General features: G+C 67.8%; 16 protein-coding genes. 10 read left to right on the top strand and 6 right to left on the bottom strand.

The window, feature by feature from the left end; genetic code table 11:
* Window positions 1-34 precede the first annotated feature (34 nt).
* The 9 genes from L6Q96_00695 to L6Q96_00655 all read left to right on the top strand — a co-directional run bounded on the left by L6Q96_00695 (window position 35) and on the right by L6Q96_00655 (window position 12985).
* Window positions 35-931 (top strand): DUF58 domain-containing protein, encoded by an 897-nt coding sequence (locus L6Q96_00695; GenBank protein ID MCK6553096.1) that lies wholly within the window; start codon window positions 35-37, stop codon window positions 929-931.
* Window positions 928-1953 (top strand): VWA domain-containing protein, encoded by a 1026-nt coding sequence (locus L6Q96_00690; GenBank protein MCK6553095.1) that lies wholly within the window; start codon window positions 928-930, stop codon window positions 1951-1953. The genes L6Q96_00695 and L6Q96_00690 overlap by 4 nt, the downstream gene beginning before the upstream one ends.
* Entirely contained in the window at window positions 1950-4064 is a 2115-nt protein-coding gene (locus tag L6Q96_00685) for a VWA domain-containing protein (protein MCK6553094.1), read from the top strand. Before L6Q96_00690 ends, L6Q96_00685 begins: the two co-directional genes overlap by 4 nt.
* An 11-nt stretch (window positions 4065-4075) precedes the next feature.
* Window positions 4076-6439, top strand: a complete 2364-nt coding sequence (locus L6Q96_00680; GenBank protein MCK6553093.1) for a hypothetical protein — start codon at window positions 4076-4078, stop codon at window positions 6437-6439.
* Between the two features lie 35 nt (window positions 6440-6474).
* The gene (locus L6Q96_00675; GenBank protein MCK6553092.1) at window positions 6475-7899 is read left to right on the top strand and encodes an ATP-binding protein; all 1425 of its coding nucleotides are present in this window, start codon (window positions 6475-6477) and stop codon (window positions 7897-7899) included.
* A gap of 86 nt (window positions 7900-7985) precedes the next feature.
* On the top strand, window positions 7986-9518 hold the full coding sequence (locus L6Q96_00670) for a DUF4215 domain-containing protein (protein ID MCK6553091.1): 1533 nt from the start codon (window positions 7986-7988) through the stop codon (window positions 9516-9518).
* A complete protein-coding gene (locus tag L6Q96_00665; protein MCK6553090.1) occupies window positions 9515-10792 on the top strand; it encodes a hypothetical protein in 1278 nt (425 codons plus the stop codon). The genes L6Q96_00670 and L6Q96_00665 overlap by 4 nt, the downstream gene beginning before the upstream one ends.
* A 57-nt stretch (window positions 10793-10849) precedes the next feature.
* A complete protein-coding gene (locus L6Q96_00660) occupies window positions 10850-11536 on the top strand; it encodes an NnrU family protein (protein ID MCK6553089.1) in 687 nt (228 codons plus the stop codon).
* 57 nt (window positions 11537-11593) lie between these two features.
* Window positions 11594-12985 carry a sigma-54 dependent transcriptional regulator gene (locus L6Q96_00655; protein ID MCK6553088.1) on the top strand — a complete coding sequence of 464 codons (1392 nt, stop codon included), beginning with the start codon at window positions 11594-11596 and terminating at the stop codon, window positions 12983-12985.
* Between the two features lie 32 nt (window positions 12986-13017).
* Here L6Q96_00655 and L6Q96_00650 read toward each other — a convergent pair whose 3' ends face one another.
* From L6Q96_00650 to L6Q96_00625, 6 genes are all read right to left on the bottom strand, one after another.
* Window positions 13018-15267, bottom strand: coding sequence for a CocE/NonD family hydrolase (locus L6Q96_00650; protein MCK6553087.1), 2250 nt, complete (start codon window positions 15265-15267; stop codon window positions 13018-13020).
* 127 nt (window positions 15268-15394) lie between these two features.
* On the bottom strand, window positions 15395-15766 hold the full coding sequence (locus L6Q96_00645) for a sulfurtransferase (GenBank protein ID MCK6553086.1): 372 nt from the start codon (window positions 15764-15766) through the stop codon (window positions 15395-15397).
* 482 nt (window positions 15767-16248) lie between these two features.
* Window positions 16249-16560 (bottom strand): GIY-YIG nuclease family protein, encoded by a 312-nt coding sequence (locus tag L6Q96_00640; protein MCK6553085.1) that lies wholly within the window; start codon window positions 16558-16560, stop codon window positions 16249-16251.
* Window positions 16561-16799: 239 nt separating this feature from the next.
* Window positions 16800-18233: a M20/M25/M40 family metallo-hydrolase gene (locus L6Q96_00635; GenBank protein ID MCK6553084.1), complete on the bottom strand. Its 1434-nt coding sequence runs from the start codon at window positions 18231-18233 to the stop codon at window positions 16800-16802.
* A 10-nt stretch (window positions 18234-18243) separates the two neighbouring features.
* Complete coding sequence (orn, locus tag L6Q96_00630; GenBank protein MCK6553083.1) at window positions 18244-18795, bottom strand: oligoribonuclease; 552 nt, start codon at window positions 18793-18795, stop codon at window positions 18244-18246.
* Window positions 18796-18913: 118 nt separating this feature from the next.
* Window positions 18914-21529: a hypothetical protein gene (locus L6Q96_00625; protein MCK6553082.1), complete on the bottom strand. Its 2616-nt coding sequence runs from the start codon at window positions 21527-21529 to the stop codon at window positions 18914-18916.
* A 494-nt stretch (window positions 21530-22023) separates the two neighbouring features.
* Here L6Q96_00625 and L6Q96_00620 point away from each other — a divergent pair, with 494 nt between their 5' ends.
* Window positions 22024-22353 (top strand): hypothetical protein, encoded by a 330-nt coding sequence (locus L6Q96_00620; protein MCK6553081.1) that lies wholly within the window; start codon window positions 22024-22026, stop codon window positions 22351-22353.
* The last annotated feature ends 142 nt before the right edge of the window (window positions 22354-22495 follow it).

Here is a 22495-nt window from a genome sequence, read left to right as displayed (position 1 = left end):
GGAACGCCGGCTCAAAGAACCGCGCACCCCGCCGATGACCGCAACCGCTTCGACACCGTCGCCCACCACGCTACTTCGCAAGCTCGAATGGCGGGTGCGCCGGTCGGCCGATTCCGCTCTCGGCGGAAGCTACCGTTCGGCATTCCGGGGCCGCGGCCGCGAGTTCGACCAGGTGGTCCGCTACACCTGGGGCGACGATGTTCGCGACCTCGACTGGAACGTCACCGCCCGACTCGGCGAGCCCTACCGTAAGAAGTTCGTCGAGGAGCGAGAACTCACGGTCGCCATCCTGTTTCAGGATTCCCCGTCGTTGCAGTTCGGGTCCGGGTCCCGAACGAAACGCGAAGTTGCTCTCGAACTCGCCGGCTACGTCGCCCTGCTGTCGGCAATGAACCGCGATCGGGTGGGCTTCTGGCATGCCACCCCTCGCTGCCAGGCAGTCAAACCTCCGGCCCGCGGCCGCAGCGCCGTCGTCGGTGCCGCCGTCGAGTTCCTCGGCCAGCCGGTACCGGAGTTGGTCGACGGCGGCCACGTCCAGGTGGACTGGAAGCAGCTCTACTTCGCCTTTCCGCGTCACAGCGTGTTGCTCTGGATCGGCGATTTCGCCCCGGGCCCACTGCCCTATGCCTGGACGGCGCTGCGGCGCCGATACGAGGTCATCGGCGCTCGCGTCGAAGATCCGTGGGAACGCAACCTGCCGGCCTGCGGCCGTCTCACCGCGGTCGACCCGACCACGGGCGATCTGCTGCCGATCGACCCGCGTTCGCGCTCGAGCCGTCGCCGCCATCGCGACTGGGTGACCGAGCGTGATGCGTTCTTTCAGCACCTGTTCCCACGTTCCATCGACGCGTTCACGGTGACCACGACCGACGACACGCTCGGCGCTCTGGTGCGACTATTCCGCGCCCGAATGCAGGCGGTGCGCGCATGACCCAGCTTTTCGGTTGGACTCTGACCGACCCGGCCTGGCTGCTGCTGCTTCTCGCCCTGCCGCTCGTAAGTCGGCTGCGAACGCGGCGCGCGCGCCCGGTGTTCGTCATTCCCTTCGCGAGCCGCTGGGCCGGCATCGACGACGCGCGCCGTTCGCCCCTAGCCACCGTCGCGGCAACCCTCGCCATAGCTGCCATGATCGTCGCACTCGCCCGACCGCAGCGGATCGATCCAAAGGAGCAGCGCACCCAGGACGGCTACGACATCGTCATGGCAATCGACATCTCCGGCAGCATGCTCGCCGAAGACGGCGAGCGCGCCGGCCGGCGCATCAGCCGTATCGAGGCCGTCAAGCCTGTCATCGACGCCTTCGTCGCTCGCCGTCCCAACGATCGCATTGCCGTGGTCGCCTTCGGCGGGCGCGCGTACACCCTGGCACCGCTGACGACAGACCACGACTGGCTGGCACAGCAGGTCAATCGCCTCCACGTCGGCCTCGTCGAGGACGGCACGGCCGTGGGCGACGCTCTCGCCCTCGCCGTCGCCCGTCTCGATCAACCCGCCCGCGCGGACGGCGGTCGACGCCAGGGTGGGTTCGTGGTGCTGCTCACCGACGGCGCGACCAACGCCGGCGTAACATCGCCGGCCGATGCCGCTGCCCTGGCGGCCCGCGAAGGAGTGCCGGTCTATACGATCGGCACCGGCCAATCCGGTTTCGTGCCGATGCCGGTCTTCTCCGAGGACGGTCGTAAGGTCGGCTACCAAACGGTGCAGTCCGACCTCGACGAAGAAACCCTGGTCAACATCGCGACGGCCACCGGCGGTCATTATTACCGTGCCGAGGACGCCGACACGATCGACACCGCCTTTGCGGCGATCGATCGAGCCAATCCGATCGCCATAGATGCCGCGGCCCATCGCCGCGGCGTCGACATGTTCCCCTATTTCGTCTGGCCGGCGCTATTGCTGCTTGCCGCCGCCTTCGCGTCGGCGGCACCGGCCCGCACGGAGGTGCCGGCATGACCTTCGCGCAGCCGCTCGCCCTATCGCTGCTTCCCGCCGTCGCGGTGTACGCCTGGTGGATCTTCCACCGGCGCCACGCGGCACACGGCACCTCGCTCGGCCGTATCGCACGCCTGTGGGCCGATCGCCGCGGCCTCACGGCAATCCCCCCCGTGAGCCATCGTCGCGGGAGAGGTCTGCTGTTCGCTGGCGCCGCAATCCTCGGCGTCATCGCCCTGGCACGACCCCAGTGGGGACAGGTCGACGACGTTCGCTATCGGCACGCCCGCGAGGTTCTGGTCGCGCTCGACCTCTCCCGCAGCATGCTAGCCGACGACGTCACGCCCACCCGGCTCGACCGCGCCAAGCTGCTAACCGAGAACCTTGTCGACGAGGTCCGCGGCGATCGCGTCGGCCTGCTCTTGTTCGCGGGCAGCGCCTTCGTTCAAGTCCCGCTGAGCGCCGATACCGAGGTGTTGCGCGCGCTCCTGCCCCAGATCGACCCGTCGTACATTCCCCAGGGCGGCACCCGCTTCGGGCAGATGATCGACACGGCCGTCGAGGCCTTCAGCACGGGCGCCGCCGACCGCTACATGATCGTTCTCAGCGATGGGGAAGCCCTCGACGAATCCTGGAAAACCGCCGTACCCGCGCTGGCACAGCGTGGTATCAAGGTGATCGCTCTCGGCATCGGAACCGACGCCGGAGCCCTCGTGCCGGCCGCCGATGGCGGCGCCGTCAAAGACGCTTCCGGGGCCGCCGTACTCTCGCGGCTGGAACCCGCCTCGCTCGAGTCCATCGCGACGACGACCGGCGGCGTTTACCGTACCGCCGCTGCCTGGGTCGACATTCCGGAGCTGATCGCCGAAACCGTGGCGCGCGGCGACCGCGGGGCGTTCGTCGAAACCCGCTCGACTCGCGAGCCGGACCGTTATCAGTGGTTCCTCGCGCCAGCCGTACTCTGCGGTCTGCTCAGCCTGTGGCTCGAGTTCCCCATTACCCTCACGCTGCCACGCACCTTGCGGCGTCCGGGCGCGGCAAGACCGGCACAAGCCGCCGCTGCATTGCTGCTCATTATCCCTCTCTGGGCGTCCCCGCGGTCCGCCTCTGCCGCCGGGGCCGCACCCCCAGAGCGGCAGGGTCGAACGGCCCCTCCTACCGTTTCGACCCTGCCGCCTCTCCCCAATGACCAATCCGAACGCGAAGCGCTGGAAGCCGCCGTCGGTCGCATCGCCATCAAGCCCAACCCGGCTGCCCCGGATTACGCCGACCTGGCCAGAGCGACCGTCGCATACGCAAGCGCTGCCCCGCGCAACGCCCGCACCGAGAGCGAACGCACCCAGACGATCTCCGACGCCCTCGTCGCCGTCGCGCACGGCGAACGACTCGACCCGCAGGCGGCGGACTGGAGAGACCTGCGACGACAGTTAGAGCAATTGCTGGCGCCGCCTCCACCTTCGGAGCCAGAGCAAGAAAACCCCGGGCAGGCCGATTCGGACGGAAGCCGGGAAGACACCGGACAGTCCTCAGCCAGCGCAGCGCCGTCGGCCGACGCGGGCGACGATCCCGCAGACCCCGCTCAGGGCGAGACCGCGTCCGGAACACAATCCGGGCAACCCGATGCGCGCCCTTCCGCCGAAGCCGAATCCCAGGAAGGGAACGCACAAGCCGCCGGCGATGCCGAGGACGCCCAAACGCCGCCGCAGGAACGCAACGGCACGACTTCGAACGGTGCTCCCTCCACGTCGGCCGCTTCGCAGAAATTCGAGGCTGAAGGTCACGAGACCAGGCCCGAGGAATTGGCAGCGGCGGCCGAGAAAGCAGAGTCCGATGGCGGCGCGGGAGAGCCGGACACACGCAACCTCGACGCCCACCACGACGACGCCGCCCAGAAGCCGCAATCGGTTACCGCGACCGGCAGTCAGGAACGACGCCCCGCCACCGACGAGTCGGACTCCGCAGCCACGATCGGCGGCGGCACGGTCCATGACCCCGCAACCGCCGGCGCCGCGACGCGCGCCGCGGAGGCCCTGGCGGCGTTGCGCCGGGCCGATGCTCCGGCCGTGCTGTTCGACCGCATGAAGGCGGCAGAAGGACGCGCCGTCCAGCCACCGAGCGAAAAAGACTGGTGAGAGGAAACGCGATGACCCGAGGTCTCAATCACATCCGCTGGCAACTTTCACTCGCCGCAACCATCGGCTCGATCGTCGCCCTGGCGGCAATGCCAGTAGCGGCTCAGCGCGGCAGCGGCGGATCCCTACCGCTGCCGCAGCCACCGCAACGACAAAGTGCCGACGGTATTCGCATCGAGGTCATCCCTTCCACCCGGACGCCCTACGCCGGCGAGGTCATCGAAGTAGAAGTCCTGATCACTGCCGACCGCAGCCGCGGCGGACAGGTCGTAGGCAGTCCGCAGTGGCGCGAGGCCGAGGGCGACACCACGGCAACCACCGCCTGGAGCGCGCCCGAACGCACCACGGTGAATGGTAATCCCGCCATCCGTTCCCGCTCACGCGCCGCCGCTACCGCCGCCGGAGTCGGCTTTCTCCCCGAGATCGCTCAGGAGGTGCGCGTACGCGGGGAAGGCAACCGCATCGGCGACGCGTTCAAGGACCGGTTCTTCTCCGGTGGTTTCGCCGACGACATCTTCACCGAGTTCTTTGCGGCCGCAACGACAAGGACGGTAACCGCCACCAGTGCGCCAGTCGCCCTCGAAGTGCGCCCGCTGCCGCAGCCGGCGCCCCCGGGCTTCAGCGGTGCGGTCGGTCATTTCACGCTCGACTCGCAACTGACACCCGGCACCGTCAAAGCCGGCGAACCGGTGACGTGGAGTCTTACTCTGCGCGGCACGGGCAACTGGCCGACGGGGATCGACCTCCCGGGAAGGACAACGCCGGCGGGCACGCGCACATTGAAGCCGAAGACGCGGACCGAATTCGCGGAGTCGGAGCGCTTTACGGGCTCGGTAACCGAAGAACTCGTGCTCATCCCCGCGGAGGCCGGAGAACTGCAACTCGACCCGGTTCGATTCGTCTATTTCGATCCTGACCAGGGCGAGTACGTCACCATCCAGGCCGCCGTGCCGGCGATCGGCGTGCAACCCGGACCCGTACCGGCGCAGGCACAATCCGTTGCGGCGCCGGCTGCCGCGCCCGCCGCACCGCCGGCCGTCGCAGAAGCCGCGGTCACCCGGCTGCCGCGGGGGCCGATCGAAGGCAGCGCAGGCGCCATTGCCCCCTTCACGACCTCGGTCCTGCTCACCGCGCTGGCCGTGCCATTCCTCTTGCTCGCTGCCTTCACGCTCCGGCTCGGCGCCCTGCGCGCCCGGGAAAGCGACCCTCTGCGTTCCCGTCGCCTTGCCGCGCTCCGCCTCGCCTCCGTGGTTGCCGCCGTGCGCCGCGCTCAAACACCCAAAGACCGCGAGCAAGCCTTGCTCGACTGGCAACGAACGACCGTCTGCGCTCTCGGATTGCCGACCCAGGCCCCGACGAGCACGGCATGGCGCGCACTCTGCCTCCCCTTATCCGCCAGCGCCGGACACGAATGGACGGAACTGTGGACGCACAGCGAGCGGGCCATCCACGCGCCGGATGGTACTCTCCCTCCGGAGTGGTGCGACCGGGCGCTGCGCGCGGCACGATATACCGGCCTTCCACGCTTCAACGTTCTGCGCAGTTTTGTACCCCGGCATCTGTTCGCCACCGCCGCACCCGCGGTGGTCGTGGCCGTCCTCGCCTGCAGCGGTCCCGCCGCGGCGGGACCGCTGGGTGACTACCAGTCCGGTAACTTCACCGCCGCAAGAGACGCCTGGCAACAACGCGTTGCGGCGGAACCGACGGATTGGATCGCACGCTACAACCTCGGCCTCGCCGAGGCGCAACTCGGGAATTCCGGACACGCCCTGGCGGAGACGACAGCGGCGTTCCTGCTGCACCCGCGTGACGACGCCGCACGCTGGAACCTGGGTACCTTCATCGACCGGACTCCGGCCGCAGACTCCCGCCTCGTATCGTTGGTGCGCGGCACCGGCCCTGCCCGGTTGGCGACCCTGCTTGCGCCCGCCGGTTGGCAGGTCACGCTGGCACTTGGTGCCGGACTTCTGATGAGCGCTTCGGCCCTGGCACTTTACCGCCGGCATCGCGGAAAGCCGCTACGACCCGCCCGCGCCGCGGCAACGCTGTTGCCGGGGATCATATCGCTCGCCGCTGCCGCGACGGCATTACATACCTACGGCCCCCTGTCTGCCCCCAACGCGGCGATGGTCGCTGCGGAGACGTCGCTACGTTCGGTACCGACGGCGGTGGCGCAGGTCGAGAAGCCGATTGCCGCCGGTGGCATCGTGAACATCGACCGGCGCTTCCTCGATTGGGTGCAGGTTACCCGCGCCGGCGGCGAGGTCGGCTGGTTGCGCAGCACCGACGTCGTACCGCTCTACGCCACCCGACCGAGCCCCGGATCGGAACCACAGACAGCAGCGAGCGACCAGACTACCGTCGCGCCCGGTTGACAGGAGGCCACCGGAAACGGCAACCGAGGAATACCATGTATCCTCCGTTGTTCCGGCGCATCCAGTTGGCGACCTTCACGTTCCTGACTCTGATCGTTCTGGCGCTTGTCATTTCCGCCGGGCTCACGTTGTACGAGCAACGGCGCTTGCGCGGCGCGGTGTCGGACCTGCGAAGGCTGCACGCGTTCGAACGGATACACGTATCCCTGACCGAAGCCCTGATCACGATGCAGGGCCCGGAGCCGGCAGCATCGCGGGCGCGACAGGACGCGCCCAGACATCTTGCAGCCCTGAAGGCTCTGGCGACCGACCCGGAAACTCACGCCCAGCTCGCCGAACTTGACGCACGCATTCGCGAGGACGCACCGCCCCCGGCGCCAGCCCTTATTGCGTCTCTCACAGCGCTGCATCGACTGGCGGTCATACAGGACGCCGGCGAGGCCGAGTTGCTCGGGAGCCTCGAGGCCGGCGCAAACTGGCAGCTCCAACTGGAGCTCGCCGCCCCGCTGGCGATCATCGCTACGGGCATTCTTCTGGTACCCTTTGCCCGCCGCCGCATTATCGCTCCGATCGAGGCTTTCGGCGCCGAACTCGCCAGGGTGGCTGACGGCGACTTCTCCCCCGCACCCGCTGACGACATTGACCCGGTGATGCTGCCACTGCACCGCCGATTCAACGAGCTGGTGCGCCGTCTCGACGAGCTGGAACGCGCTCATCAGGTTCGCGCCGTAACCCTGCAAGAAGAGGTGCGCGCGGCAACGCGCCAGTTGCTCGAACAACAGCGACGTCTCGGCAGGGCCGAACGTCTCGCCGCCACCGGCGAACTGGCAGCCCTCGTGGCGCACGAGCTACGCAATCCGCTCGCCGGCATCAAGATGACGTTGGCCAACCTCCGAACCGAGATCGCCGACCCGGATCTCGCGGAGCGCCTGGATCTCGTGCTTGCCGAAGTGGAACGTCTGACCCGGCTTCTCGGACAGTTGCTCGACACGGCGCGCCCGAACAACGAACCCCCCCGGGAAGTGCCGGTCGCCGCCCTCGTCGATGACATCTTCGGCGTGGTGCGCTTCGAGATTCCATCCGCAGTCAAGTTGGAAAACCGCGTCCCCGCAGACGTCCTCGTCACGCTTCCCCGCGATCGCCTGCAACAGGCGATTCTCAATCTGGTCTTGAACGCAGTCGCCGCCAGCACCGAGTCCGGCGGGACCATCGTCGTGGGCGCAAACCTGACCGCCGGGCGCTTGCGTATGAGCGTCAGCGACGAAGGCCCCGGATTCCCCGAGCCGGTGCTCGCCGCCGGCGGTAGGCCGTTCGTCTCTACCCGGGCAGGCGGTACCGGGCTCGGCCTCGCCATGGTGCGACGCTTTGCCCGCGACCTCGGCGGCGACATCGACCTCGCCAACCTGCCCGCACGCGGCGCCTGCGTAACCGTTACGCTACCGATGGCTTCGGGGAGTTGAGGGCCCGGGGGATTGGGGCATTATGCGATTGACAAAACACCGGCGTGCGGAGAAACAGTGGAGGACCGTTCTTCTCGGACGCCTTCATGTCGTGCAAGCACCGCGCAGCCGGTTTCTGGAGCGTTGTCCGCTTTGCTCTCGGTGCGGTGACGACCTTCCTCGCCGTACCGGCGGGTGGAGTCGTCATCGACGCGTTCGACACCGCACAGACCGTCTCGCAAGCCGGGCTCGGTGCCTCCGGGAATAGCGTGGACGGGCCCGCCGGCGGCCTGCTCGGTGGCGAACGAGACGTCCATCTCTCGATTACCACGGGAAGCGGAACTCTCAGGGCCGATGCCGGAATGAGCCGTTCGGGGGCCTTCAGTCACGCCGCGGCAGGCCAGGTACGAGGCATCACGCAGATAACCTACGACGGCGATGACGGCGACCCGCATACCCTCGACGCCGCTGGCCTCGATGGCGTCGATTTGACCGTGGGTGGAAGCCACTCGTCGATCGTGGTCGGTTTACCGTTTGCAGACCTCGGGGCGGCCGTGACCCTTGCCGTCTGGAGCGATGCCACTCATTGCTCGCAACGCACCCTGCCGGCCCCTGCCAGTACGGTTCCCGCTGACAATCGCAGGCTGCAATTCCGCTACGGCGAGTTCGGCCTCGGGCCGGGATGCGTCGGACCGGCCAATTTCACCAACGTTGGCGCCATAAGGCTCACCATCGACGGAACGGCGGTCGGGGCGACCGACCTCTCCGTCGAACAGATCCAAACCGTTCCAGAGCCAACACCCACTTTGACGCCGTCCGGTCAACCGACGGGAACTCCTACCCGCACACCGACGCCCGCGGCAGTCTGTGGCAACGGCATCGTCGAGCCGCCAGAGGAATGCGAAGACGCCAATACGGTGAACGGGGACGGCTGCGACACCAACTGCACGGCAACACGCTGCGGCAACGCCATCGTCACTTCCGGCGAGTCCTGTGACGACGGTAATTCGGTGTCCCTCGACGGGTGCGAGAACGATTGCACACCGAGCCCCTGCCTTAAGAACACGGACCGTCTGATTCCCGGGTACTGTAACACCCGCATTAACGACTGCGATCACGAGTTCTGCACCGGCTTTCCCGCCGCCCCCATGGTCCGCTTCGGCGGCCTCCCCGGCGTGATGGTCCGGTGCACCGATGACGACCCGACCTGTGACGTTGGCCCGCCCGGCGATCACATGTGCACGTTCCACGTGGCGCTCTGCTTCAACGTTCAGGATCAACGCCTACCCTGCTTCGGACTTCCGCCCAAAGGCGTCTCTGCCGTGCGCCTCCGACGCGTTCAACCGTCAAAGACTCTCGACGTCGCTAATCGGACGGCCCTCGAGAACGCCCTTTTCGGTATCGGCGGCGTCCTCAGGGTGCGTCCCGGCCAGCGCTTCGTCGAGTTCGATCCACCGCTGACGGCACAGGATCGCTGTACCACGTACGCGGATTTCAAAGTCCCGCTCCGGCTGAGCACAGGCGGCGGCTTTCGCCCGGGCAGGAAGATGATCACGGTCACCACGAAACACCCCAAGGTGGGGCGCAAGGTAACCAAGCAGGACAGCGACTACCTCATCATGGAGTGTTTGCCGCGATGACCGGCCGGAGTCTCCTTGTTAAGCGCCATAAAGCGACCGCGTTGCGCCGCGGGTCCCGCAAGCGAGCGACCTTGATCAATGCGCTGGTCGTCGCAATGACGGTAGCCGCCTCCGGAGCGTTCACCGGCACCCGAACGGCGGCGGCGCTCATCGTCGATTCCTGCAGCACCGGCCAACACCTGGAGATCTCTGGGCCGCCTGCGGGTCCGGCCCAGACCGGCGGTAGCGTTGCCGGTCCATCGAGCGGCCTGCTCGGCGGTAGCCGCGACGTGCTCCTCGAACGCACGAGCAACAACGCCGGCCCGGTCGAACTCGATGTCGGCACCGCCATTCCCGATACCTGCACGTACGCCTCGGGCTCGTTTACGGCGGGTAACGCCCTGGTGAGTTACGACGGCCCGGACAGTGCCAGTGCGTTGGATCCCACGGGACTCGGAGGTGTCGACCTGACCGCGGGCGGCACCCAGGCCGGCATCCGACTCCACGCCACCAGCGATCTCGGAGCGCAGATCTCCGTAACCATCTATTCAGGAGCCAGTGCCTGCTCGCAGGTCTCCCTGTTGGTCCCGGCCGACACGGCATTTACGATCGACACTTACGATCTGCCCTTCTCTGGATTCGTAACGGCGCCTGGTTGCGCCACCCCCGCGGTCCTCGCGAGTATCGGCGCCATCACAATCAGAATCGACGGAGCCACCCCGGCCGTGGACCTGGCGATCGACCTCGTGGAGACCTTCGGAGGTCCGACGCCGACACCGAGCGTCCCACCAACCCCAACCCTGCCCCAACCGTCTGCCACACCATCCGCCATCCCCTCGCCAACCCCAACCGGGTCACCGACGCTCGCGCCCACAACTGCGCTGACGCCGACGACGACCCCAACCGTCGCAAGCACGTCGACGCCAACGTCGAGCGCAACCAGCACGCCCACACGCATCGCGACTACCACGACAACCCCATCCGCCGTTCCTTCGGCGACCGCCACCGCAACGCATCCACCGTCCGCATCGCCGACGGCGACTCCGACCTCGCCTCCGCCGACCCCAACGCCACCGGAAGTGATCGACGAATCCGAAGACCCCAACTCGCCGTCGCCGTGCAACGATCGCATCGACAACGACCGCGACGGCCTTACTGACTGCGCCGATCCGCAGTGCGCGGGCGCTCCGCAATGCCCCGCGGCGGCGCCGACCGCATCCTGGCTCGGCGTCGGCATGCTGGTGATAATGCTTGCCCTGCTCGGCTGGCGAACGCTCCGACCGACCCCGCGGTGAACGCGCCACGGCGCTCGCGCATTGACCCGGCAGCGCTCTCGGGGTTAGGAACGGGCCATGATCAACCTGATCCTGGCTGGCACGGTCTTCGTTCTGCTGCACGTCCTGGTCTCGGGCTCGCAACTGCGGGACACCCTGGTCGCGCGCCTCGGAGAGAAATCCTTTCAGGGACTCTTCTCGCTCGCCTCGTTGCTGAGCCTTATCTGGGTAATACTTGCCTACCGGGGAGCCCCGGTGATCGTCCTGTGGTCCCCGCCCGGAATGCTGCGCTGGTTGGCGCTTGTTCTTATGCTCTTCGCGTTCCTGTTCGTCGTGATCGGACTCGCCACCCCCAGCCCGACCGCCGCGGGCGGCGAAGGCCGCCTCGATGAGCCCGAGCCGGCGCAAGGCATCCTGCGCGTCACCCGCCACCCCTTCCTCTGGGGCGTCGCCCTCTGGGCGGCGGCCCACTTGCTGGTCAACGGCGACGCCGCCTCGATGGTCCTGTTCCTTACGTTTCTCGTCCTCGCCCACATCGGCCCGCGTTCGATCGACGCCAAACGCGCCCGGCGCTTCGGCGCCAAGTGGGAACGCTTTGCCGCGGTTACCTCGAACGCGCCGTTCGCTGCGATTCTATCGGGCCGCAACCAGCTCCGACTGGACGAAATTAAACTCTGGCGCTTCGTCCTGGCGCTGGTGCTGTTCGGCGCCGTCCTCGGACACCATCACCTCATTTTCGGAGCCTCACCGTTCCCGTGGCGGTGACCGACCTGCCCGCGCCGCGCGCCATCGCGTGCGGGCACGGTTGATACTGACTCAGCCATGACGGACACGTTGCTGCTCATCGAAGACGAGGCGCTGTTAGGCACCGAGCTGGCGCGGCATTTCCGCCGCAACGGCTGGGAAGTCGAGCTGTGCGCCAACCTGGCCGACGCTCGCCGACTCCTGCTCGACAAGGAACTCGCGCCTCTGGTCGTGCTCGCCGACATGCAACTCCCGGACGGAAACTCGCTCGATCTGCTGGCCCAAACTCGGGAACACGGGCACGGCGGCGAATGGATCTTTCTGACCGGGTTCGGCAGCGTCGCCGATTCGGTTCGCGCGCTGCGACTCGGCGCCTTCGATTTCCTCGAGAAACCCTGCGACGAGAAACGGCTCGATCTCGTCGTCACCGGCGCCGCCCGCAGCGCCCGCGCACAACGCCGGCTTCAGGACCAGGCCGCACAGCAGCACCGGGCCTATCCCATCGACGGCTTCATCGGCGCCAGCCCGCAGGCGGAGAGCGTGCGTACGTTCCTGCGCAAACTGTCGCAGGTGCCGTTCAGCGCCCTGATCATCGGCGGCGAAACGGGTACCGGCAAGGGTCTCGTAACCCGCATCCTGCACTACCGCGGCAGTCGCACCGCGGGACCGCTGGTCGAGGTCAACTGCGCAGCCCTGCCACGAGAACTGCTCGAATCCGAGTTATTCGGCCACGAGGCCGGCGCCTTCACCGGCGCGCAAAGACGCCGGCGCGGACTCGTCGAGCAGGCTAGCGGGGGCACGCTCTTTCTCGACGAAATCGGCGAACTCGACATCGAACTCCAGGCCAAGCTGCTCAAAGTGATCGAAGACCAGCGCCTGCGGCCGCTCGGCTCCGAACGAGAGGTGGTCGTGGACGTTCAGATCGTCGCCGCCAGCAACCGCGATCTGGCCGATGCCGTCCGCGACCGTACCTTTCGCCCCGACCTCTACCACCGCCTGTCGGTCTTTTCGCTCACCCTGCCGCCGCTGCGCGAACGCCTGCAGGATCTCGACGAGTTGGTGCCGGCCATCGTTGCCGAGTACAACGTCCGCTCCGGAAAGGCGGTGCGCGAAATCCCCGCCGAGGTCTGGACTGCACTGCGCCGCTACGATTGGCCGGGCAATGTTCGCGAGCTCCGCAACGTCATCGAACGCTGCGTGCTTCTGGCCGACAGCGCCGTCTTGCCGGAAAGGTGGCTCCAGCTACCGGGCACCCACGCAACCTCAACCCCGGCCCCGGCCCCAGCCTCCGATCGCCTGCTCATCCCCCTCGACGGCAGCATGTCGCTGGAGGACATGGATCGTTACATCGTCAAGAGCGCCCTGGAACGTAGCGATTACAACGCCAGCGCGGCCGCCCGCGCGCTCGGTACCACCCGCCAGACCCTGCGCTACCGGGCCAAGAAATACGGCCTGACCGCAGACGAATAACCCCCTCACGCCCCCACTCCCTCAGGCCCCCCTCACTCCCCCTCCGCGTTCTCGCCCTCCACGTACTCCCGGCACGGCTGCCCGCGCAGACTCGGACACGGCGGCAGGGCGGTGGGTATCGTGGCATCGGGTACCACGGGGAGCACCACGCGCGACGGGTGGGCAGCCGAACGGGCCACCGCCACCGTCGCCGTGCCGTCGCCCGGCAGGGCCGCGAACTTCCATAACGGCCGGCTGCCGCCCGGGGCCTCCACCGAAACGCGAATCCGCGAACCGGCCCGGAAGGCATGCGCAAACGGAAATATCTCGACGCGCGCGAGCACAAACTCGCCGGTCGGTAACGGGCGGGCATCGGCGGCCCGGTCGGTACGCACGGGGCGCAGCAACGAGGACGCGGCCTCGTCGAGCGCCCGGTGACTGGCGCGCAGCCAGCCGTTCTGAACGTACATCTCCCGGCCGTCGGGCCGAATCTCGCTCAGGGTCACCTGCAGGTCGACGTCGGAGAGCGTCGACTTGATCCACAGATCGACGCTGCCGGAGCCCACCATGACGAGGTCCGCAGCCAGCGGCTCGGTCGCGTACGCCACCGACTTGTCGGCGGGAAGCGGACGCCAGTCCAACGGCGCCAGTGCCCGCCATACCGCATCGCTCGAACCGTTGAAGGTCGTGCGCTGTGCGTCGGCGGTATCGTAGTAGTACCGGTCCGCGCCGGCACTCGTCACCGGCGGCTCGGTAGCGAGCTTCCCCGCGGCGTCGAAGTACCAGGCCGCCGGCTCCACCCCGTTCACCGGCCAGGTAGCAAAGCCCTCCTCGAATCCAGGTGCCGGTCCCCCGAGCGGCTCCAGAGCGCCGTTCTCGAACAGAATGCGCACCCGCGGCTCGGCCTCGAACCGCGCGCGCGCTTCCTCGAAGGTGAGGCCGTTCGTGAACCGGTCGCGTTCTATATGCAGCCGACTCACGCCGAACGCCTCCCGCGCCAACACCTGCAGGACGAGACTCCCGGCAGCCGGCTGGCGGGGGATCTGCCTGGCAACGTAAAAGCTCAGGAACTCGAACCAGCGCGAGAATATCGCCGGTCCCAGCGGGTCCGCATGCGTACCGTTGACCAGAGTGAAAAAGGCCCTGTCCGTGCCGGTGAAACGATCGAGCATGGTCGCAAAGTGGCCGCCGGTCTGCTCGTCTTGCCAGGCGCCGGCAAGAAAGACGGGAACGGCAATGCGGTCGACAAACGTCACCGGCGACAACGGATCTGCAACCGTCGGGTCGTAGTGGACGTTACGCCCGATCATCGCGATCAGGTCTTCGTTCTGGCCGCGCATCCGCTGATTCGCGATGCACGTCAGGTCACCGGCATTCATGCGCTTGCGTGCCCAGGGCTGACCGCCGGGAGCCGCGTCGCTCATCCGCCCGCGTGCCCAGTCGATGGCGAAGCCGTCATTGAGGATGCCGCCCGGATAGAGCGTGCCGCGTCCCGGATCGGCAACGACGGACAGCGGCGCAATCGCAGCCAGGTGCGGGGGCTGCAAACGCGCCACGAAGAGCTGCGATATTCCCGGGTACGAAATGCCGACCATCCCCACCTTGCCGCCCTTCACCCAGGGCTGCGCGGCGACGATCTCGACGGCGTCGTAGCCGTCGGTCGACTGTAGCGTCTCGAAGTACGAGAAGGCGCCGCCGGAGCACCCCGTGCCCCGCATGTTCACTCCCACCGCGGCGAAACCGAGTGCACTGGCAATGAGGCTGCTGGGTTGCGGCTGATCGGGGTTGGCGGGATCGTACCCCGAATACTCGACCACGGTCGGATAAGGCCCATCCTCGATCGGCCCCGGCAGAATGACATTCACGGCCAGTAGCGTGCCGTCGCGCGTCTGTATGTACCCGTAACCGGCGCCGAGCCGTTGTTGCGCGTAAAAGCTCGGATCGGGAACCTCCGATGCCGTGGTTACCGCGACCCGGTCCGAAGCCCGCAGCCCGGTGTCGTCACGGCTGACGACGACGTACCCCGCACCCGGCGGGAGGGCGCGAAACAGGAGCGTCCCCTCCCCGTCGGTCGTCCCCGTCGCAACGACACGCTCGGCCGCGTCGAGCAGTTCCAGCGCGGTTCCCGGCTCAGCGTCGGTGACTGCCACCTGCCCCACACTACCGCGAGCGGTGTAGTTGGCCGGCTGCGCCGCGGCGAGCCCGCTCGGTACCGTTACCCCGTCGTTGTCGCCGCAGCCCCCGAGCACCGTCAGGGCACACAGCAGCGCCAGTCTTCTTACGGCCGCGCCTTCGTATCGCATATCCCGACAGCACTGGCCGGGCGGACGCTGTATGTCAACCGGTAAGCGGATGTGCTCGGAAGCGGCAGGCACGGTTCGGGCGAGGCCCCGGACCCGGCAGCGTGACGGCGAGGCAGACGGACCGGCGTCAGTCCCGCACTACCGGGTAACCGGCACCAACCCAGTCGCGCCACCCGCCGTCCATCGAAGTAACGTCCGTGTAACCCATTTTCTGCAGGACGTCGGCAACAAGCACGGAACGGTACCCGCCGCCGCAATAGAGAACCAGACACTCCGTGGGGTCGGGGAACCTGGCCTCGACATCGCGTTCGATGATTCCCTTGCCGAGGTGCTGAGCCTGGGGCAGATGCCCATTCGCCCACTCGCTTTCCTCACGCACGTCGATCAGATGGAACTTCTCGCCGCGGTCGAGCATCGCCTTGACGTCGGCAACACCGCACTCGCGGACCCGAGCCCGCGTCTCGTTCACCAACCGCAGAAAACCAGGAGCATGCTGCATTGCTACCTCCTCGAATCGAGTTCGCCACAAGTATGGCGAAGTATTCGGGTCTCTGCGACCGGCAAGCCCTCGCCGCCGGCACGGGAGTCGGTCGCCCAACCCTCCGCGACAACCCGCGAAAAGCCGGACCTCCGCCGGGCAAACGGCGCCCGGCCGTTTCGCGTCGAGGCGCAGCCGAACTCATGCTCCGGTAAACTACTTAGTACTCGTCGGCATAGGTATGGCAACGTATCCGCGCCCGCTCACCCTGAGCTCGTCGAAGGGTGACGTATCCGCGCCCGCTCACCCTGAGCTCGTCGAAGGGTGACGTATCCGCGCCCGCTCACCCTGAGCTCGTCGAAGGGTGACCTATCCGCACCCGCTCACCCTGAGCTCGTCGAAGGGTGACCTATCCGCACCCGCTCACCCTGAGCTCGTCGAAGGGTGACCTATCCGCACCCGCTCACCCTGAGCTCGTCGAAGGGTGACCTATCCGCACCCGCTCACCCTGAGCTCGTCGAAGGGTGACGTTCTCTGGAGCGCCCTCGTGCAAGCCGCTTGATCTCTTCCCAGTCGCCGCGGATGAGAGCCTCCTTCTTCTTGCGACTCCAACCTTTGATCTGCCGTTCCGCAGCAAATGCTTCGTCGCGAGTCGAAAACTCTTCTGAGTAGACGAGATCAACAGGGCGGCGCGTGCTGGTGTAGCCTCCCAACTCGCCCGACCGATGCTGTTCCATTCGTTGCTCGAGGTTATCGGTATGCCCAACGTAGAATGAACCATCGGCACATCTTAGGAGATAAACCCAGAACGACATCTTGCGCTTCTTCTACACCGACGTCGGGGCTATGGCCATGTCGGCCGGTTAGCTCACCCTTCGGCAGGCGCACCCTTCGACAGGCTCAGGGTGAGCGGGTCGAAGGGTGAGCGGGTCGAGGGGTTAGCGGGTCGAAGGGTGAGCGGGTCGAAGGGTGAGCCGGTCGAAGGGTGAGCGGGTCGAGGGGTTAGCGGGTCGCATGATTCAGAATACGTTGGCGAATTTATGAACCAGAGCACTCAGCCGGTCTCCGAGCATGGAACCCCGTGCGCGGCGGCGTGCGCCGCGATCGCCGCAGCCACGCAAGCCGTCAGCTTGACTCCGGCGCTGAGGTCCAGAAACTCGTTGGGACCGTGCGCATTCGACCTGGGTCCAAGGACCCCGGTGATCATGAACTGCGCCATCGGAAAACGCTTGCCGAGCATACTCATGAACGGGATCGTGCCCCCTTCGCCGAGCCAACACGCCTCACGACCGAACGCCTCGATAGAGGCCGTCTGCGCCGCCGCTGCCAGCCAGGCCGCAACCGGCGGCGCATTCCAGCCGTCGGCTTCCTGTTCGGGTTCGAATTCGACCCGGGCTCCCGCCGGCGGCTCCTCCGTCAGTAAACCCGCCATCACCGCCGCCGCCGTCTGCGCGTCCAGCGTGGGCGGCAACCTGAGAGACAGCTTCAACGACGTGAACGGTCGCAGCACGTTTCCCGCCCGCTGCAGGCCCGGCAGGCCCTCGGCCCCGACGATCTCCAGTTGCGGCCGCCAGGTCTGATTGAGAATCGACTCCTCGACGTCATTCGCCGCCGGTCGCACGCCGGGCTGAAAAGGGAACTCCGCAAAGAGGCCGCCACCCAGAACCGCCGCGGCGTCCCTCGCCTGAGCGCGCCGCTCGGCCGGGATTTCGACGTGCAAACCCCGCGGCCGAATTTCGCCCGTGCGCGCGTCCTCGAGACGCTCGAGCAGTCCCCGCGCGATTCGAAACGACGACGGTACGATGCCGCTCGCCTTTCCCGAGTGCACACCCTCGGTCAACGTCGACACACGCAACGTCCCCGCGAGCAGGCCGCGCAGCGAGGTGGTGATCCAGAGCTGGTCGTAGTTGCCACAACCCGAATCGAGACAGACAACCAGGCTCGGCGTGCCGATCCGAGCCTGCAAGCGATCGATGTAGCACGGCAGGTCGATGCTGCCGCTCTCCTCGCAAGCCTCGATGACGATCGCGCAGCGGGCGTGCGGCACTCCGGCCTGCTCGAGGGCGGCAATCGCCGTGACCGCCGCGAACGCCGCGTAGCCGTCGTCGGCGCCGCCGCGACCGTAGAGCCGCCCCTCCCTGATCACCGGCGTCCACGGCCCCAGACCTTCGAGCCATCCTGCCATCGGCGGCTGCTTGTCGAGATGCCCGTACAACAACACGGTCTCCTCGCCGGACCCGGGAATCTCGGCGAAGACCAGCGGCGTGCGCCCCGGCAAACGCACAACTTCGAGCTGCATTGCCGGCGGCCCGTGGGTCCGCATCCATCCGGCGACGTGCTCCGCGGCACGGTCCATGTGCCCGTGCTCCCGCCACAAGGGGTCGAAGGCGGGCGATTCGTTGGGGATGCGGATGTAGTCCTCGAGCGCGGGGACTATGCTGCGATGCCACGTCTCCTCGACGAACGGTAGAACCGACGAAGCGATCATTGCCGGCCTCTCAGCGCCGAAAGAAGTTCTCGCGGTAGAAGCGCAACTCGGCGATCGACTCGCGGATGTCGTCCAGGGCAAGGTGCGCGTGCTTCTTTTCCGGCAGCGCCGGACCCTGCGGGTACCAGCGACGGACCAGTTCCTTGACGGTGCTCACGTCGACGTTGCGGTAGTGGAGGTAGTTGTCGAAGCGCGGCATGTAGCGAGCGATAAACCGTCGGTCCTGGTGAATGGAGTTGCCGCATAAGGGCGATTGCCGCTCGGAACAGTGGCGCCGTACGAACGCCAGCGTTTCTTCTTCGGCAGCCTGGACCGACACCGTCGACGCCAGCACCCGCGCCGTCAGGCCCGAGGCGCCGTGATGCTCGCGGTTCCACTGGTCCATCGCCTCGAGCGTCGGCGCCGGGTGCGCAATGGCGATCACCGGCCCCTCGGCAAGTACCGCCAACTCGGCGTCGGTGATCAGCGTCGCGATCTCCAGAATCGCATGCCGGTCGGGGTCGAGCCCACTCATCTCCAGGTCGACCCACACCAGCGGTCCGTCTGGATTCGTCGATCCCATCAGTACCCCCGGCCCATGCAGAACGCATTGACCGCACCGCGCCGGCCGAGCGGCACCCGGCGACACCATGCGGCCGGCTCCCCCGCAGCCGGCCGATCGGAGTCGCACCACCGCCCGTTCACGCAGACCGCCCCAAGCTGCAACGGCATCCGGGTTCTCCTCGCACGCAACGTGGCCGCGTTCCGGCCCGGCGCCAATGAGAAACACCAGGGACTGCCGGCGTCAACCCGCCGAGCGCCGCTGGCGGCGCAGGCCCACGATCGCGACCACTGCCAGGGCCGCGATTGCCGCCAGGATACCCCGCGCACTCAAGAGCGGCACGGGCGCCGAACCGCGAACGATCGTGGAGTCGCCACCGCTGCTCTCCCCGCCCTCCTCGTCGCTGATGACGACGTTGTTGCGGATCGCCACGGCGCCCGCGGGATTGTTGACCCGGACGGCAAAAAGCAGCGAGCCGCCCGCGCCCGGCGGCAGGTCCGAGACGCCGTGCGTGCAGGTGGTGCCGGGCAAGCTGCCGTCGGGGCAACTCCATCCCGGCGTGCCGGCGCCGGCCTCGAACTTCGTGTGGTCCGGCACGGTCTCGGTAATCACCACACCCGTGGCGGTTCCACTGCCGATGTTGGCGAACGCGATCGTGTACACCAGCACGGCACCCGGGGACACTTCCGACTCCGAGGTCTTGACGATCTGCAAGACCGGCGCACCCGGCGTTGGCGTTGCGGTCGGCGTCCCCGTCACGGTCGGGGTCGAGCTCGGGATCGGGGTCGCCGTGATCGACGGAGAGGGACTCGCGGTCGGGCTTGACGTCGGCGGCACACTCGGACTGGGGGTCGGTGTCTGACTGGGAGGTGGTGTCTGGCTGAGCGTGGGCGTCTGACTTGGCGTCGGCGTCGCCGTGCCCGTGGGCGTATCGACGGCCGTCGGGGTCGTCGTTGGCGTTCCGGTCGGCGTGTCCGTGGGAGCCGTGCTCTCCGTCGGCGTGCTCGACGGCAACGGAGTTGGGGAAGCCGTCGCACTCTGGGTCGCGCTCGCGCTCGGCGTGGCGCTCGGCACCGTCGTCGCCGTCACGGTGAGCGTCGGTGTCGTCGTTGCGCTTACGGTCGGGGTCAAGCTCGGCGCGGCCGTCGCCGTGGCGGTGGGAGTAACTGTCGGGGAGAGGGTCTCCGTGGCGCTCGCGGTCGGCGTGACGGAAGGCGTCGGCACGGCCGTCGGGCTTGTCGTCGGGGTGGAGCTGGGTACCGCCGTCGGGGTTGCCGTCGGGGAATCGGTCGGGGATGCGGTGGGGCTGAACGTCGGAGTACTCGTGCCCGTGGGCGGGGGCGACGCCGTAGCAGTCGGCGGTGCGGTTGGGGTCCCGCTCGGCGTGGACGACGGGGATTGCGTTGCGCTGGGGGTCGCCGTCGCGCTCGGCGTCAACGTTGCGATGGAGGTCGCCGTGAACGACGCTGTCTGAGTCGCGGACGGCGTCGCCGGTGCGGTGGGCGTCGGCGTTGCCGTGGCCGTCGGCGTTGCGGTTGCCGTCTCGGTCGGCGTCTCGGTCGGCATCAACGTTGCGGTCCCAGTCGGGGTCACAGTGAGGGTCACCGTCGGCGTCGCGGTCAACGTCGACGTCGCCGTATGAGTCGCCGATGCGGTCGGCGTGACCGTCGCGGTGACGGTCCCGCTCGCCGTCGCACTGGCTGTCGCGGTCGGCGTTGCCACCTCCGTCGGTGTCGAGGTGGCGGTCTCGGTCGGGATTGCCGTGGGGGTCGCTGTCGGCGTATGCGTCGCCGTTCGGGTCGACGTCATCGTCGCCGTCGGCATCGGGGTCGTGGTCGGCGTCTCGGTCGGCGTTGCCGTACGGGTCGGCATCGACGTCCCTGTCGAGGTCGGGGTCGAGGTCGCGGTTAACGTCGACGTCGCCGTACGAGTTGGCGTCAGGCTGGGTGTCGCGGTCGCGCTCGGGGTCGCGGTGAAGGTCGCCGTCCGACTCGCCGTTCGGCTCGCCGATGGCGTCGGCGTCAACGTCGCGGTTCCGGTCGGTGTTGCCGTATTTGTCGCCGTTGCGGTCGCGCTCTGCGTCGCGCTCGGGATCGCTGTTGGCGTCGATGTCGCCGTGACGGTTGCCGTCCGCGTCGCCGTTGCCGTCGCGGTCGGGGTCAACGTGACAGTTGCGGTCCGGGTTGCCGTCCGGCTCGCCGTCGCTGTCCGCGTCCCCGTCCTCGTGGCCGTGACCGTCGCTGTCGCCGTCGCGCTCGCCGTCGCCGTCGCCGTAAGCGTCGCCGTCCTGGTCGCCGTGCGCGTCGGTGTCGTCGTCGCGGTCCTGGTCGGCGTCACCGAGGCGGTCCCGGTCGCAGTCGCTGTCGCGCTGTAAGTCGGCGTACCTGTCGCCGTTCTGGAAGGTGTGCCGGTCGCCGTCATGGTCCACGTGGTTGTCGCGGTCACACTGGCCGTGGCAGTGACCGTAGCCGTTGGCGTGCGGGTGCGCGTGGGCGTTCTGCTCCGGGTCGCCGTCCGGGTCGCGGTGAGACTCGGGGTATGCGTCGGAGTTAGGGTCCCGGTGACGGTAGGGCTGGTCGTAGCAGTGAAGATCGGCGTCGCGGTGGCGCCTGGCGAAGGCGTAGCGGTCGGCGCCAGGGTTGGACTCGCGGTCGGACTCGGGGTGCTCGTGCTCGTGGCCGTGGGTGTCCGGCTCGGCGAGGACGTGCGCGTGCCGGTCCTCGTCGCCGATCGGGTCGGGGTCGGCGTGATGCACTGCGGCGGCTTGACGAGACACGCGGTCCTCGAGGCGCCTTCCCCGCCCGCGCCGACGTACAGAACATAAGCAACGAGGTCGGAACCGGCATCCTCGGACGGTGTGACGAAGGCAATGTGGTTAATCTCGTTAACCGTGAGTCCGTTCAAGGTACTGGCCGGGTACGCCGGGTTGCTGTAGACCCCATCGCCGAGTTGGCCACCGGGAGCGGGGTCGTGAACGTCGCCATTCCACGCGGCGTTGAGTTCCGCCGCCAGCAGGTGCCTCATGTACTGGTTCGAAGTGTCTTCGAGAATCGCCATGGCCTGGGCGACGCTCAGACCGCCGAAGTCCCCAGTCGCCTGCAGAATGGCCAGGAACTGCGCGTCCGACATATGGTTGCGGTAGTTCTTCCAGAACCCCGGACTGCGAATGAAGTGGCAGAGGTTGATGTCCTCGCATCCCGGCGTGCTCGTCGGAGTTGCCGATCGCGCCGCGGTCGGGGTCGCGGTCGGATGACGCGGGCAACCTTCGAGCGCATTGCGAATCGCTGCCATCAGCTCGTCCACCGTAACCGCCCCGTCGCCGTCGATGTCGCCGGCACAGGGCACCCCGGGCACGCAGCCCTCAGTGGCGTTGCGGACAAGCACGATCAGCTCGTCGACGGACACCTGACCGTCGCCGTCGATGTCGCCGGCACACACGGCCATGGCGGTCGCGGAAATCGACACCGCCCCGACAAACAGCCCGACGGAAGCCAGCAATTTCGCAAGGGCCCTCGACATGCCTCCATCCTCGGAACCACCCGCTCGCCCATTCGCTACAGGCAGCCCCACGGCAATTAGCATGTGCAATGCCACGCCAGCGCGAACGGGCGTTCGGTCTCCGTTCGGCCGCGGCCCGGGCTGTCCCCGACGGCGATTTGGCGGAACGGGCGGGTTACGCCACCGGCACTGGCGGTTGCCGGACGACCTGAGCCGACCCGGC

This window comes from Candidatus Binatia bacterium (genome assembly GCA_023150935.1).
GTDB lineage: Bacteria > Desulfobacterota > Binatia > HRBIN30 > HRBIN30 > JAKLJW01.
The sequence above is the reverse complement of the archived record's forward strand: the minus strand, read 5'-3'. Positions and strand labels throughout refer to the sequence as shown.

What these genes read in the sequence shown, in the direction of transcription:
- L6Q96_00695 (MCK6553096.1), top strand. Translation starts at nt 35, where the DNA reads ATGACCGCAACCGCTTCGACACCGTCGCCCACCACGCTACTTCGCAAG.
- L6Q96_00690 (MCK6553095.1), top strand. Translation starts at nt 928, where the DNA reads ATGACCCAGCTTTTCGGTTGGACTCTGACCGACCCGGCCTGGCTGCTG.
- L6Q96_00685 (MCK6553094.1), top strand. Translation starts at nt 1,950, where the DNA reads ATGACCTTCGCGCAGCCGCTCGCCCTATCGCTGCTTCCCGCCGTCGCG.
- L6Q96_00680 (MCK6553093.1), top strand. Translation starts at nt 4,076, where the DNA reads ATGACCCGAGGTCTCAATCACATCCGCTGGCAACTTTCACTCGCCGCA.
- L6Q96_00675 (MCK6553092.1), top strand. Translation starts at nt 6,475, where the DNA reads ATGTATCCTCCGTTGTTCCGGCGCATCCAGTTGGCGACCTTCACGTTC.
- L6Q96_00670 (MCK6553091.1), top strand. Translation starts at nt 7,986, where the DNA reads ATGTCGTGCAAGCACCGCGCAGCCGGTTTCTGGAGCGTTGTCCGCTTT.
- L6Q96_00665 (MCK6553090.1), top strand. Translation starts at nt 9,515, where the DNA reads ATGACCGGCCGGAGTCTCCTTGTTAAGCGCCATAAAGCGACCGCGTTG.
- L6Q96_00660 (MCK6553089.1), top strand. Translation starts at nt 10,850, where the DNA reads ATGATCAACCTGATCCTGGCTGGCACGGTCTTCGTTCTGCTGCACGTC.
- L6Q96_00655 (MCK6553088.1), top strand. Translation starts at nt 11,594, where the DNA reads ATGACGGACACGTTGCTGCTCATCGAAGACGAGGCGCTGTTAGGCACC.
- L6Q96_00650 (MCK6553087.1), bottom strand. Translation starts at nt 15,267, where the DNA reads ATGCGATACGAAGGCGCGGCCGTAAGAAGACTGGCGCTGCTGTGTGCC.
- L6Q96_00645 (MCK6553086.1), bottom strand. Translation starts at nt 15,766, where the DNA reads ATGCAGCATGCTCCTGGTTTTCTGCGGTTGGTGAACGAGACGCGGGCT.
- L6Q96_00640 (MCK6553085.1), bottom strand. Translation starts at nt 16,560, where the DNA reads ATGTCGTTCTGGGTTTATCTCCTAAGATGTGCCGATGGTTCATTCTAC.
- L6Q96_00635 (MCK6553084.1), bottom strand. Translation starts at nt 18,233, where the DNA reads ATGATCGCTTCGTCGGTTCTACCGTTCGTCGAGGAGACGTGGCATCGC.
- orn (MCK6553083.1), bottom strand. Translation starts at nt 18,795, where the DNA reads ATGGGATCGACGAATCCAGACGGACCGCTGGTGTGGGTCGACCTGGAG.
- L6Q96_00620 (MCK6553081.1), top strand. Translation starts at nt 22,024, where the DNA reads ATGACGCGGGCAACCTTCGAGCGCATTGCGAATCGCTGCCATCAGCTC.